Below are 14,209 nucleotides of genomic sequence, written 5' to 3'. Positions count from 1 at the left end.
GGCCACCGCCTCGGCCAGCCCCTGGCTGGCGGCCGACACCAGCATGCCCCATGCCATGGCGTTAATGTTCGCCCTGTTGGCCATCGGCCCGCTGCTGCTTGTCCATCACACCCCTCGATCGCTCGGCGCCTGCCGCTGGCTGGGCAGGGGCGCCGCCCTGGTCGGCGGCCTGTTCCTTCTCACCGGCTGGCTTACCGGGCTGCCCGAGACGCTATTCACCCACTACCACACGGCGGGCATTGCCGCCCTGGTGATTCTCGGCGCCGGCCTGACGCTGGCCCATCTGGCAAAACCCGACCGCCAGCCACTGCCCCACCYTCCTCCCGGTCGATTGCCGCCGGCGCGCTTGGGGCGCTGCTCTSGGTGGGCGGCTGGTATCTGCTCAGCAGCCAGAGCCTGGAGCGCCTCGATCAGGGTAACGAGATCGCCATCGCCCAGAGCGAGGCCACCATTCAGCGCACCCTGGCCGAGCGCATCCGGCTGATGCAGCGCCAGGCCGGGCGCTGGGAGGCCCTGGGCCATCTCCCGGAGGCGCCCCTCTGGCGCCACGAGCTGCAGAGCTACCTCGACGACTACCCGGCGCTGGACTTCATTGCCCTGCTGGACGTCGCATTGACCACCTGGCGCCTGGAGCCCCGGCGCCCCGACATTGATGCCGCCTGGCTCGACAACACACTAAGCGACCCTCGGCTCGCCGGCTGGCTTGGCGCCAGTAGCCATGACCGCCAGGAACGCCTGAGCCCTATCGTCCAAGGCCCCGACGGCGAAAGCCGGATCCTGCTCGCCCTGCCGCTGACGCTGCCCGACCACCCCGACCTTTGGCTGCTCACCAGCCTGGACATCCCCGCCCTGCTGGGCCGAGAGCTGCCCCATACCGGTCGGCACGTCATCCGGCTAAGCCAGGATGACAGCCTGCTGTTCTCCAGTCGGCCCATCAACGTCGTCCCTGACCTGCGGCCGGTTGGCAGCACGACCCTCGAGCTGCCGGGCGAGGCCCACTGGACCCTCTCCGTGCTGCTGCCCCGGCACCAGTTGATGCAAAGTGCCCTGCTGCCCAGCGGCCTGCTGCTCAGCGGTCTGCTTCTCACCTTCCTGCTGATGCTCAGCCAGGAGCTCTATCGACTGTCGAACCAGCGTCGACGCCACCTCGATGCCAACCAACGGGCGCTGCGCAAGGCCCTGCAGCAGCGTGACCAGTTCTTCACCCTGTCACTGGAGCTGTTTTGTCGCGTGAACCTGGAAGGGCGCTTCCTGCAGGTGAATCCGGCCTTCCAACAGCAGCTGGGCTATGACCCCGAGGCGCTGGTCGGCCATCACTACAGCGAACTGATCATGGCGGAGGACCACGCGCTGATCAACGCTGCCATCCAGCAGCTGGCCAAGGGCCAGCGCGTCACGCAGTTGGAAGCGAGAATCACCGATACCCGTGGACAGCTGCACTGGGTAGACATCAACGCCGACCTGGGCGAGGAGGAGGTCATCTATGTGGTGGCCCGCGACATCACCCAGCGCAAACACAACGAAATGCAACGCCTGCACGACCAGCGGCTGTTTCAGATTGTCGGGCGCACCGCCCAGATCGGTGGCTGGTATGTCGAGCTCGACGATGGCGGGCCGGTCTGGTCGGACGAGCTGTGCAGCATTCACGATGAACCGCCCGGCTTCCAGCCCAGCCTGGAAGACGCCATCGCCTACTATACGCCCGACTGCCGGGAACGGCTGCAACGGGCCTTCGAGCGCTGCACTCACCGCGGGGAACCGTTCGATGAGGAGTTCGAGATCGTCACTGCCAGGGGGCGACAGCGCACGGTGCGGGTGATCGGCGAGGCCGTACGCGACGACCAGGGCCGAATCATCCGCGCTCAGGGCTCCACCCAGGACATCACCGAGCACAAGCATCTGCAGCTTGAGGTCTCGCAGCTTGCCGAGCGGCTCACCAATACCCTGGAGAGCATCACTGACGGCTTCTTCACCCTCGACACCCAGTGGCGCTTCACCTACCTCAATCGCGAAGCGGAAAAAATGCTTCGCCGCCCGCGTGAACGCCTGCTGGGCCAGAACGTCTGGAATGCCTTCCCCGAGGCCCGCGGCACCCTCTTCGAATCGGAGTATCGGCGGGCCATGTCCGAGGGCGTCAGCGTTTCCTTTGAAGAGCACAATCCACAGCTAGGCCTATGGGTGGAGGTCAACGCCTACCCTACCGACGAGGGACTGGCCGTCTACTTCCAGAACATCAACGAACGCAAGGCGGCCGATCAACAGCTACGCATCCTGGAGCGCAGCGTCGAGGCCAGCGTCAACGGCGTGGTGATCGCCGATGCCCGCCAACCAGAGCTACCGATCATCTATGTCAATGCCGCCTTCGAGCAGATCACCGGCTACACCAGAGATGAAGTCATCGGTCGCAACTGCCGCTTTCTGCAGGGCAGCAACACCGATCCCGGCACGCGAAAGGCCATCCGCCAGGCGCTCCAGGCCCACCGCAAGCTGCACGTGACCCTGCTCAACTACCGCAAGGACGGCACGCCGTTCTGGAACGATCTCTATATTTCCCCGGTGCACGACGACCGAGGCGAGGTGAGCCACTACATCGGCGTGCAAAGCGATATCTCCACCCAGCGCGAGTACGAGTCGAAGCTGGCCTACCACGCCAGCCACGATGCCCTCACTGGGCTGCCCAACCGGACACTGCTGGAAGACCGGCTGGAGCAGAGCTGCCAGTTCGCCCGCCGCTACGAACGCAGACTGGCGGTGCTGTTCGTCGATCTGGACGAGTTCAAGCCGATCAACGACTCTCTTGGGCACGAGCTGGGCGACCGTATCCTTGTCGAGGTGGCAAGGCGGCTGGAGCGGGGAGTGCGTCCCGGCGACACCGTGGCGCGCTTCGGCGGCGACGAGTTCGTGGTGGTGCTGCCCGACCTGGCCCATGAGGACGATGTGCTGGCCGTCACCGAGCGGCTGCTCGACTTGATCGCCAGCCCCTACCACGACGGCAGCGGGGAGCTGCGGCTCACCGCCAGCATCGGCATCGCCATGGGAGAGGGCGAGATCAGTCAGCCCGCGCGACTCATCCAGCAGGCGGACCTGGCGATGTACAAGGCCAAGCGCCAGGGCCGCAACACCTACCAGTGGTACACCCGCGACCTCAACCACAAGGTGAGCGAGCGCGTGGCGATGCGCAATGCCCTGCAGCACGCCATCGACGAGCAGCAATTCGAACTCTACTACCAGCCCCAGGTCGATGGCGCCACCGGATCGATCCTCGGCTTCGAGGCGCTGATTCGCTGGCGTCATCCGGAGCGCGGCTACATCTCGCCCATCGACTTCATCGGCCTGGCGGAAGATACCGGCCAGATCATCCCGATCAGCACTGGGTGCTCAATACCGCCTGTCGCGACAGCGTCTACCTCAACGACCTGGGACTGGGCGACTTTGTGATGGCGGTCAACGTCTCACCCATGCAGTTCCATCGCCCGCACTTCCTCGATAGCGTCTTCGAGGCCCTGGAGACCTCCCAGCTGCCCCCCTGGCTGCTGGAGCTCGAACTCACCGAGGGGGTACTGATGGATGGCTCCGAGAACGCCATCGACAGCCTCCACGAGCTGCGTCAGCGAGGCATCCACATCGCTATCGACGACTTCGGCACCGGCTTTTCCAGCCTCAGCTACTTGAAGTACCTGCCCATCGACAAGATCAAGATCGACCGCTCCTTCGTGCGCGAGGTGATCAGCGACCATCGCGACGCCGCCATCGTTCAGGGCATTCTCTCCATGGCCCGCCCACTTCAGCTTAGGGTGGTCGCCGAGGGGGTCGAGACCCGGCCCAGTTTGCCTACCTGAAGAAACACCTCTGCGATGCCTTCCAGGGCTATCACATCGCCCGCCCCATGCCACTGGCTGAACTGGAGAGCTTCCTGCGCGAGCACCAGGCTACCCAGCGACTGCAGCAAGCGCGTCACAACGGCGCCGAAAGCAGCCAGACACTTCTGCTGCTCGACGACGAGGCCAATATCCTGCGCGCCCTGACCCGCACGCTGCGCCGCGACGGCTACCGTATCCTCACCGCCGAGACCGCCCAGCAGGCCTTCGAGCTGCTGGCCACCGAGGAGGTGCAGGTGATCATCAGCGACCAGCGCATGCCGGGAATGAGCGGCACCGAGTTCCTCGGGCGGGTCACCGAGCTCTACCCCCAGACCCTCCAGATCGTGGTATCCGGCTATACCGACCTCAAGACGGTAACGGCCGCGATCAACGAGGGCGCCATCTACAAGTTCCTCACCAAGCCCTGGGACGACGACGAGTTGCGCCTGGTGGTCCAGCAAGCCTTCCGCAAGGCGGCCATGCTAAAGGTCCGCGACCAGGTCCGGCAGACTCCGGACAACTGAGCGCACCGCAGGGCCCGAGCACACTCCCCCGTGCAGCGTTGAATTCCCCGCCATTGGCTCAGGCCCAATTTCCATGTTGGAAGCAGCAGGGAGGCCTGCCAGATCAACCTCTCCTGACACTCCTTCGATCACGAGGATGTCCAGGACTCCATCATCGGTGACTAGCGAGACTGCCATGCCCTCACCGCTGAATGTTCTGTTGGTCGATGGTAATGCCGACTTCACCCGTGCCATCGGAATGGATAAGGATGCCAGTGCCGGTGGCATGGGTAACCGTAGCCACCGCTACGCACTGATCGCCGACGATGGCGTAGTAAAGTACATTGGTGTCGATACGGAGCGCGGAGTAGTCGACAAGATTAGTGTCGATGTGTTGTTGGCGAATCTCTAGCTTCGCGCAGAACATGCAGCCGGGAGGCATATGCCGCAAATCGAAAGTCACGACGAAGACTTGGCGCAAACCGAAATTGCAGCGGTGCCACAGACAGCGGATCCGAAACCCCAGCCCCTCCCGGCCACGCTGCTCCTGGTCGACAGCGATGCCGACAATCTCGCGCTTCTCACTGACACGCTGCAACCGGAAGGCTGCCGCCTGTTGACCGCCCAGGGCGGTGAAGCCGCCCTGACATTGATGAATGAGCAAGAGATCGACCTGGTCATGGCCAACGCGCGCATGCCCGACATGGGCGGCATCGACCTCTTGAACCGCATTCAACAGGGCTGGCCCCATTGCCTGCGCATACTGCTCGACAGCCAGAGCGATATGAATGCCATCGTGCGCGCCATCAACGAGGGTCACATCTACAGCTTCATCGGCATCCCCTGGAAAGCGGAAGAGCTCTGCCTGACGCTGCGCCAGGCCCTCGCCCACCAGCAAACCGAGGGCGAACGGAAACGGCTCGAGACACTTACCCGGGAGCAGAACCGGGAGCTGAGCGAGCTCAACGCCAGCCTGGAACAGCGCGTCGAGGCACGCAGTCGGGAACTCGAGCAGATTTCCGCCATGCTGGACGCCGCCTACGTAGAGCTGGAGCGTAGCCATGTCACTGCCACGCGCGTGTTCTCATCTCTGATCAATCTGCGGCTGCCCGGTCGCTTGCAGACCAATGCCCAGGTCGACGCCCTGGTCAGGGCGTATTGCGACGCTCATGACCTGGATGAGGAGCTGAAACGCGACCTGCTGATGGCTGCCGCGCTCTATAACCTGGGAAAACTGAGCTGGAACGACCACATGCTCACCACCCCCTCGCAGCGCCTCTTCGCCGAGGACCAGAAAGCCTATCAGCTCTATCCCGAAATCGGTGAAAGCCTGCTGATGGCGCTGGATCACCTCAAGGGCACTGCCCGGATCGTGCGCCATCACCGCGAGCGGTGGAACGGCGGGGGCTATCCCGACCAGCTGGAGCAGGMCATCCCCTTCGGGGCTCGGCTGCTGGGCCTGGCCGTGGACTTCATTGAACTGCAGCGCGGCATGATCCTGCCGAGCAAGCTGCCACGCCAGCAAGCCCTGGATCTGCTGCGCAAGTTCTCGGGACGCGTCTATGACCCGGAGCTGTGCGCCTCCTTCCTCAAGCTCTGCCTCGAACAGGCCCCCGACCTGGGAGTGATCGGGGAGTCAGTGATCTCCCTGGACAGCAGCAAGCTCCGGCCCGGGATGATTCTCGCCCAGGACCTTTACTCCGAGACGGGGATGCTGCTGTTGCACGAAGGCAAGGAGCTGACACCTGCCCTCATCGACAAGCTGCTCCACTTCGAGGAGGTCGAGGAGATCCGCTATTCCCTGCTGATCAAGAAGCCGGGAAGCGAGGGCTGACGCCAAGAGCATTGCCCGGCGACAGTAGCGCCTATCACCTGCCTGAACCGATATCCAAACGGTGCCTCTCCCCACCGCCGGGGGGACCGAAAAGGCCGCCCCAATAAATTAACCTCAAGCCCTGCGCCCGCCTGCCGATTGTTAGTAGGAAGATCATGCCGTTTCAGGCATGGATGGTCCATGACGACAGGGAGTCGCTATGCAGGACAACGATGCCGGCCGCATGAGCCAATTGCTCTGCGACCTGAAGCAGGCCAATCCCCAGCTTCTGCAATCCGAGAAGCTGGCCGCCATCGGCCAGTTGGCTGCCGGTGTGGCACACGAGATCAACAACCCCATCGGCTACGTGTTCTCCAACCTCAAGACACTGGCCGAATACGTGAATGACCTGCTGCGTATCATCGATGCCACTGACCAGGTCGACTCCCTGAAAGAGCTCCAGACGCTAAAACAGAGCCTGGACTACGACTATATCCGCGACGATGCAAAAGCCCTGATCGCGGAATCCGAGGAGGGTATCGAGCGCGTCAAGTCCCTCATTACCGCCTTGAAGGATTTCTCCCATATCGAGGAGGACGACTTCGTCTTCGTCGACCTGCATCACGCCCTCGACACGACACTGAACCTGGCCAACAACGAGCTGAAGTACAAGGCCGAGGTCATCAAGGAATACGCCATCCTGCCGCCCATCGAATGCCTGCCCTCCCAGATCAAGCAGGTAGCGCTCAACCTGCTGACCAATGCCTCCCAGGCCATCAAGGGCAACGGCGTTATTACCCTGCGTACCGGCCACGAAGGGGAGCGCATCTGGTTCGAGGTTTCCGACACCGGTTGCGGCATCCCTCCCGAGCACCGGGACAGGCTCTTCGAGCCCTTCTTCACCACCAAGCCGATCGGCGAAGGTACCGGCCTGGGGCTGGCCCTCTCGTTCAGCATCGTGCAGAAGCACGGCGGCCAGATCGACATCCACAGTCAAGTCGGCCAAGGCAGTACGTTCCGGGTCTGGCTGCCGGTCAAGCAGCCCCACAGTATCGAGCAAGAGCAGGGGGTACCATGACTCTCGAAGCCAACCAGCCCCTTACCACTCCCGAACCGCCTCAGGTGCCTGAGGCGACGCTGCTGCTGGTGGACGATGAGCCCAACGTCCTCTCCGCCCTGAAACGCGTGCTCCGGGCTGAAAACTACCTTGTTCTGACCGCCAACAGTGGCGAGGCTGCACTGGCGATGATGGAGCAGGAAGCTGTCGATCTCGTGATTTCCGATTGCCTCATGCCCGGCATGGATGGTGCGGAGCTGTTGAGCCGGGCCCAGCGGGTCAGCCCAGATTGTATTCGTATCCTGCTGACCGGTCAGAGCGATATGAATGCCACGATCCGCGCCATCAACGAAGGCCATATCTACAGCTACATTGCCAAGCCCTGGGACGACCACAAGCTGCGCCTCACGCTTCGCCAGGCCTTAACCCATCAGCTGGCGGAGCGCGAACAGAAACGCCTGGAAGCCTTGACCCTCCAGCAGAATCAGGAACTTATGGAGCTCAACGCCACGCTGGAGCAGCGTGTCGAGGCGCGTACCCAGGAACTCAAGCAGATCACCGACATGCTGGATAGTGCCTATGACGAGCTGAAGCACAGCTATGTCATGGCCACTCGCGTCTTTTCATCACTCATCACACAGCGCATGCCACGCCACCTGCACGCCAATGCCCAGGTCGGTGACCTGGTCCAGGCGTTTGCCGATACCCATGAGCTGGAGGACGCACTCCGCCGCGACCTGCTCATGGCGGCCGCCTTGTACAACCTCGGCAAGCTGGCCTGGGATGACCGCATGCTGACGACGCCTTCGGAGCGCCTCTTCGCCGAGGATCGCAAGGCCTATCGTCGCTATCCGGAAACCGGCGAAAGCCTGCTGATGTCGTTGGAACACCTCCAGGGGACCGCCCGGCTCATTCGCCATCACCGCGAACACTGGAACGGCGATGGTTACCCAAGTCGCCTCAAGGGCGAGGCCATCCCCTATGGGGCGCGGCTGCTCGCGCTGGCCGTTGATTTCATCGAGCTTCAGCGGGGGATGATTCTCCCCCGGAAAGTTCCCCGGCAACAGGCCCTCGACCTGCTGCGCAAGCTCTCCGGGCGCGTCTATGAGCCCAGCCTGTGCCAGGCCTTCATCACACTCTGTATCGACCAGGCGCCGGACCTGGGCCAGGCCGGGAAGACCATGCTGTCGCTGGAGACACGTCAGCTCGAGCCGGGCATGATCCTGGGACAGGATATTCACTCTGCAACCGGCATCCTGCTGCTCAATGAAGGCAAGGAGCTGACCCAGCACCTGATCGACAAGCTGCGCAAGCTCGAAGAGGTCGAAGGGGGTAGCTACACGCTGATGGTCTGCAAGCCTGGATGCCATGAGAGCAGTGAAGGCGCTGAGAGCGATGACTGATCGCAGCCTGGAGGAACTGCGCGAAGCCCTGCGTCAGCGCGACCAGTTCTTCACCCTCTCCCTGGAACTGTTCTGCCGGGTCGACCTCGATGGCCGCTTCCTGCAGGTCAACTCAGCCTTCGAGCAGCTACTCGGCTATTCGGAGAAACAGCTTGTCGGTCACCATTACAGCAAGTTGGTGGTGGCGGACGATCAGCCTTGATCGATGCGGCCATCGAGCGAATCAAGGCCGGTCAGCGCGTCCACGCACTGGAAGCACGCACGCGTGATGCTCAGGGAGATGTCCACTGGGTAGAGATCAATGCCGACCTGGGAACGGAAAGGGTCATCTATGTGGTGGCGAGAGACATCACGCAGCGCAAGCGTGGCGAGCAGCGACTCCACATTCTGGAGCGCAGTATCGAGTCCAGCGTCAATGGCGTCATCATCGCCGAAGCCAACCACCCGGACCTGCCGATCATTTATGTCAACTCAGCCTTCGAACGCATCACTGGTTACACTCGACAGGAAGCCATGGGCCGCAACTGTCGTTTCCTGCAGGGGCCCGATACCGACGCCGAGGCACGGGGTGTCATCCGGCGAGGCATTGCCGCCCAGTGCTATACACACGCCACCCTGTGCAACTATCGGAAGGACGGCACTCGCTTCTGGAACGACCTCCATATCTCCCCGGTTCTCGACGAAAACGGCAAGGTAAGCCACTTCATTGGCGTACAGAACGACATCTCAACCCAGCGCGCCTATGAATCGCGCCTGGCTCACAACGCCACTCACGACTCACTGACCGGGCTGCCCAATCGCTCGGTACTGGAGGAACGACTGCAGCTTTGCTATCGGCGTGCTCGCCTCCCTATCGGCAGCGTCGCCGTACTCTATATCGATCTGGACGACTTCCAGTCGATCAACGATAGCCTCGGCCACGACCTGGGCGATCAGATTCTGGTCGAAGTCGCCTCACGCCTTGTCCAGCAGGTCCGCGCCAGCGATACCGTCGCTCGCTGCAGCGGCGATGAGTTCGCCATCCTGCTGCCGGACCCGGGCGATGTCATTCTTATCGTCGAGCGCCTGCTGGCCAGCGTGGCCCGCCCCTATCGAATCGAGCAGAGCGAGCTGCACCTGACCGCCAGCATCGGCATTGCCCTGGACCCGGACGGCGTTGCGAGGCCCTCGCACCTGGTTCAACAGGCCGCCCTGGCCATGTACCAGGCCAAGCGCCAGGGGCGCAATACATACCAGTGGTACACCAAAGGCCTCAACAAGAAGGCGAGTGAACGGGTCATGCTGCGCAATGCCCTGCAACACGCCATCGACGAGCAGCAGTTCGAGTTGCACTACCAGCCGCAGGTCCAGGGCGCCAGCGGCAGGATCATCGGCTTCGAGGCACTGATCCGGTGGCACCACCCCGAACGTGGCTACATCCTGCCGGCCGAGTTCATTGGCCTCGCCGAGGATACCGGTCAGATCATTCCCATCAGTGAATGGGTGTTGCGCACCGCCTGTCGTGACAACGTTCGCCTCAATGCCCTGGGGCTGGGAGAGCACCTCATGGCGGTCAATGTATCGCCCATGCAGTTCCAACGGGCCAATTTCGTGCCGGGCGTGATGGAGACGCTGAACAATGCAGGGCTAGCACCGCACCTGCTCGAGCTGGAGCTCACGGAAAACATCCTCATGGAAAGCACCACAAAAGCCATCGAGATCCTCCAGTCGCTGCGACGCCACGGCATCAGTATTGCCCTCGACGATTTCGGCACCGGCTTTTCCAGCCTCAGCTATCTGAAGTCCCTGCCCATCGACAAGATCAAGATCGACCGCTCCTTCATCCGGGAAGTGATCAGCGACCACCGTGACGCCGCCATCGTCCAGGGCATCATTTCCATGGCCAGCCAGCTGCAGCTGAAGGTTCTCGCCGAGGGGGTGGAAACCCAGGCTCACTACGCCTATCTCAGCAAGAAAATGTGCGATATCTATCAGGGCTTCTATTTTGCCCGCCCCATGCCCATCGAGGACTTGATCACCTTCTTGCATGATCATCATGCCGCAAGCCAGCTGCAACAGACCGACAAGTCCGGCAATGAAAACACCCAGACCCTGCTGCTGCTCGACGATGAACCCAATATCCTGAGCTCGCTGAACCGCACGTTGCGACGTGAGGGCTACTGCATCCTCGCCACCACGAGCGCGCAACAGGCCTTCCAGCTGCTGGCCACCCAGGAGGTACACGTCATCATCAGCGATCAACGCATGCCAGAGATGAGCGGCACGGAATTCCTCAAGCGAGTCAAGCAGCTCCATCCCCAGGCCATCCAGATCGTGCTATCGGGTTATACCGACCTCAAGACGGTCACTGCCGCCGTCAACGAAGGCGCCATCTACAAGTTCCTGACCAAACCCTGGGACGACGGGGAGTTACGACTGGTCGTTCAGCAGGCGTTTCGCGAAGCGGCCATGCTCAAGGTTCGGATGCGAACCTTGAAACCTACAGAGCCCGATTGAACAGGGAGACACTCTGCGCCTTCTTCGGTATCAGGATCAGCCGTTGAACGGGTGTCGCCGGGCTCAATAGTCAGGTTGCTACAGTAAGAGAGACATGAACAGAGAGACGGCGATGCGACCATGGACGAAAGCCCTCCGTAGCGAAGCATACCGAGGAAAGGCGCTTAGCTTGACCCTCGGTCTGCTGCTTGTGGCAGTACTGGCTGCCGGCTTCAGCGTCGCCGTGGTCCAGATACAGTCGGCCATCGCCGCGTATATCGGTGGACAGAGCGCCTGGTCCAGGGCCCAGCTTGCCGCCATTCACCACCTGGATGCCTATGCGGAAACCGGCCAGGCCGATGCACTGGAGCGCGCCCGGGACTGGCTCGCCGTTCCGCTGGGTGATCTCGACGCTCGCCGTGCCATGGAAACCACGCCCGTGGATTCAGCTGCCGCACGAGACGGCTTGCTGCGGGGGTTGAACCACCCCGATGATATCGGCCACATGATCTGGCTGTTCCGGCTCTTTTCCGAAAGCCCGGTCTTTCAGGGAGCCGTGGAAACCTGGCGGGAGAGCGACGCCTACCTTCTCGAGCTCGTCACCCTTGCGGAGCAACTCGAGCGGGAGTGGCAGGCCGACGCCCCCTCCATGGCGGAAATCGCTCGACTGCGGGGCAGACTGGGGGAAGTCAATCGCAGCCTGGCCCCTCTTACCGAGGACTTCCGCCGCGCCATGACCGACGCCTCCCGTGCAATGAGGCGCATACTCTCCCTGTTCAGCGTCGCGTTTCTGCTGACGATGGGGCTGATCGCCGGTCTGCTGGGATGGCGCCTGAGCCTTGCCATCACGTCCGCCGAGCGCAAGTTCCGGGTCACCTTCGAGCAGGCCGCAGTGGGCATGACCCAGGTGGATGACAAGGGCTACCTGATCGATGTCAACCAGGCCCTATGCGGGATACTGCGCTATCCGAAAGCGGCGCTCCTGGGCATGCGTTACCGGGATCTGGTCTATCCCGAGGACTGGGATATCGGTCGTGAGCAAAGAGCCGAGATGCTCGCCGGCACCATCAACAGCTACACTCTGGAACAGCGCTTCCTCTGTCGTGAGGGAGATACGGTGTGGGTCAAGCTGACGGTCTCCCGCATGAGCGCCGATACCAGCCGTGCTCCCCTCTACGTGGTGATCATCGAGGACGTCTCCGAATCCCGTCGCCTCTCCGTCGAACTCAATTATCAGGCCACCCACGACGTTCTCACCGGCCTGCCAAACCGGCGCGCCTTCGAGCGCAGCCTCGCCGAAGCGCTGCGGCAGGCACGCACCGAGGACTCGACCCATGCGCTTTGCTTCATCGACCTCGACCAGTTCAAGATCGTCAACGATACCTCGGGGCATATAGCCGGAGATCAGCTGCTGCGGCAGACCGCCGACCTGCTCCTGAGCCGCCTGCGAGATGGCGACCTGCTGGCCCGGCTCGGCGGCGACGAATTTGCCGTCATTCTCGAGGACTGCGATATCGAGAAGGCCTGCCAGGTCACCGAGAAGCTCCGCGCCATCGTCGCCGAAACCCCCTTCTCCTGGGAAGGGGCCCTCTATACCCCGGGCTGCAGCATCGGGGTGGTGCCGATCACCTCAGCCAGCAGCGACACCGGCAGCCTGCTGCGTACGGCAGACATCGCCTGCTACCTGGCCAAGGAGCAGGGGCGCAACCGCGTTCACCTGCTGCAGGAGGATGATCGCCAACTGGCAGAGCAGCGTGGAGAGATGGCGTGGCTGGGTCGTATCCGCAGCGCCCTGGCCGAGCAACGCATCTTCCTGGACGCCCAGCGCCTGGTCTGCCTGGCTCACCCCGATAGCCTGCGCTATGAAGTATTGGTCAGGCTGATCGACGAAGACGGCAAGGTCATACCACCCGGGAATTTCCTGCCGGCAGCGGAGCGCTTCGGCGCAGCGCACCAGATCGATCGGTGGGTCATCGAGCACGTCTGCGAACAGCTGGCCGCCCACCCACAACACCTGGCCCGCCTTGAAGCCTGTCATATCAATCTTTCCGGGCGCTCTTTCGATCACGCGGATTTCCATGACTTCGTGGTGGAAACCCTGGATCACTATGCAGTACCGCCGGGGAAGCTCTGCTTCGAGATCACCGAGACGGCAGCGGTGAGGAACCTGCTCGATGTCACCTCCTTCATGGAGAAGCTGAGCAAGCGCGGATGCACCTTCGCACTGGATGATTTCGGGGCCGGTCTCTCCTCCTTCGGCTACCTGAGATGCCTGCCGGTAGACTGCCTCAAGATCGATGGGCTCTTCGTGCGCGACATCGCCAACAACGAAACCGACCTGGCCATGGTGCGTGCCATCAATGAAATCGGCCAGACCCTGAACAAGACCATCGTCGCTGAATTCGTCGAGACCGACGAAGCCCTGGAGCTGTTGCGCGAGATGGGGGTGCACTATGCGCAGGGCTATGGCGTGCACCGGCCCTGCCGTTTCAAGGCACTGCTTGCCGAAACGCCATGAGCGCCACCCTCGCGCTCATGGCCCGCAGCGGCCAGGCCCTTTCCAGCGCCCCAGCAAACACTCACTTACCCGGAAGGGGCCACCGTCAAGGCCCTGCTCTCGCGGCCTGGCCATGGCCCCGCTGTCAGGTCACCGCACTGCGCTGCTTGTACTGAGGCTTGTCCCACTCCCCCGTGGTCATGATGTCCGCCAGGGCCTGGACGGTATCCCAGATATCGACATGTCGCACATAGAGCGGCGCGAAGCCGAAACGCAGGATATCCGGCGCCCGGAAATCGCCGATGATATTGCGGGCGATCAGCGCCTGCATGATCGGATAGGCGTGCTCGTGGGTGAACGACACCTGGCTGCCCCGCCGCTCGGCATCGCGAGGAGAAGCCAGCGCAAAGCCCATGCCCTCGCAGTGGGTCTCGACCAGCTGGATGAACAGCTCTCCGAGGCGCCGTGACTTGTCTCGCACTTTCGTCATGTCGGCCGACGCCTGCAGTTCGACACCCACCTCCATCACCGCCGTGCCGAGAACGCCGGGCGTGCCGCACAGGCCCGCTTGATGGAATCGGCAGGCTGGTAGTCGTCACGC

Annotated in this window: 10 protein-coding genes and 1 pseudogene; 10 read left to right on the top strand and 1 reads right to left on the bottom strand. The window is 62.6% G+C overall.

Annotated elements, in window-relative coordinates; all coding sequences use genetic code 11:
* From Q427_RS32035 to Q427_RS05285, 10 genes and pseudogenes are all read left to right on the top strand, one after another.
* Nucleotides 1–484 (top strand): hypothetical protein (locus Q427_RS32035; protein WP_197030522.1); only part of this gene is annotated, 484 nt, incomplete at its 5' end.
* Nucleotides 484–3,839: pseudogene (locus Q427_RS05320) on the top strand (sensor domain-containing protein). The gene Q427_RS32035 and the pseudogene Q427_RS05320, both read left to right, overlap by 1 nt.
* Nucleotides 3,840–3,886: 47 nt before the next feature.
* Nucleotides 3,887–4,384, top strand: coding sequence for a response regulator (locus tag Q427_RS36020; RefSeq protein ID WP_331280549.1), 498 nt, complete (start codon nucleotides 3,887–3,889; stop codon nucleotides 4,382–4,384).
* A gap of 73 nt (nucleotides 4,385–4,457) precedes the next feature.
* Nucleotides 4,458–4,775, top strand: a complete 318-nt coding sequence (locus Q427_RS29765; RefSeq protein WP_081785835.1) for a redoxin family protein — start codon at nucleotides 4,458–4,460, stop codon at nucleotides 4,773–4,775.
* 84 nt (nucleotides 4,776–4,859) lie between these two features.
* On the top strand, nucleotides 4,860–6,197 hold the full coding sequence (locus Q427_RS05310; RefSeq protein ID WP_043511711.1) for an HD domain-containing phosphohydrolase: 1,338 nt from the start codon (nucleotides 4,860–4,862) through the stop codon (nucleotides 6,195–6,197).
* 199 nt (nucleotides 6,198–6,396) lie between these two features.
* The gene (locus Q427_RS05305) at nucleotides 6,397–7,254 is read left to right on the top strand and encodes an ATP-binding protein (RefSeq protein WP_051496151.1); all 858 of its coding nucleotides are present in this window, start codon (nucleotides 6,397–6,399) and stop codon (nucleotides 7,252–7,254) included.
* Nucleotides 7,251–8,636, top strand: a complete 1,386-nt coding sequence (locus tag Q427_RS05300; RefSeq protein WP_051496150.1) for an HD domain-containing phosphohydrolase — start codon at nucleotides 7,251–7,253, stop codon at nucleotides 8,634–8,636. The genes Q427_RS05305 and Q427_RS05300 overlap by 4 nt, the downstream gene beginning before the upstream one ends.
* A complete protein-coding gene (locus Q427_RS33355) occupies nucleotides 8,629–8,838 on the top strand; it encodes a PAS domain-containing protein (RefSeq protein WP_043511697.1) in 210 nt (69 codons plus the stop codon). Before Q427_RS05300 ends, Q427_RS33355 begins: the two co-directional genes overlap by 8 nt.
* Nucleotides 8,835–11,132, top strand: coding sequence for an EAL domain-containing protein (locus Q427_RS05290; protein ID WP_051496149.1), 2,298 nt, complete (start codon nucleotides 8,835–8,837; stop codon nucleotides 11,130–11,132). The genes Q427_RS33355 and Q427_RS05290 overlap by 4 nt, the downstream gene beginning before the upstream one ends.
* A 169-nt stretch (nucleotides 11,133–11,301) precedes the next feature.
* On the top strand, nucleotides 11,302–13,629 hold the full coding sequence (locus Q427_RS05285; protein WP_051496148.1) for a putative bifunctional diguanylate cyclase/phosphodiesterase: 2,328 nt from the start codon (nucleotides 11,302–11,304) through the stop codon (nucleotides 13,627–13,629).
* 124 nt (nucleotides 13,630–13,753) lie between these two features.
* Here the strand turns inward: Q427_RS05285 and Q427_RS05280 are convergent, their stop codons facing one another.
* Entirely contained in the window at nucleotides 13,754–14,098 is a 345-nt protein-coding gene (locus Q427_RS05280; RefSeq protein WP_155833465.1) for a kynureninase/PvdN C-terminal domain-containing protein, read from the bottom strand.
* Between the last annotated feature and the right edge of the window lie 111 nt (nucleotides 14,099–14,209).

It is taken from the genome of Halomonas sp. BC04 (assembly GCF_000568385.1).
Note: the sequence above shows the minus strand (reverse complement) of the source record. Positions and strands in the feature narration are given on the sequence as shown.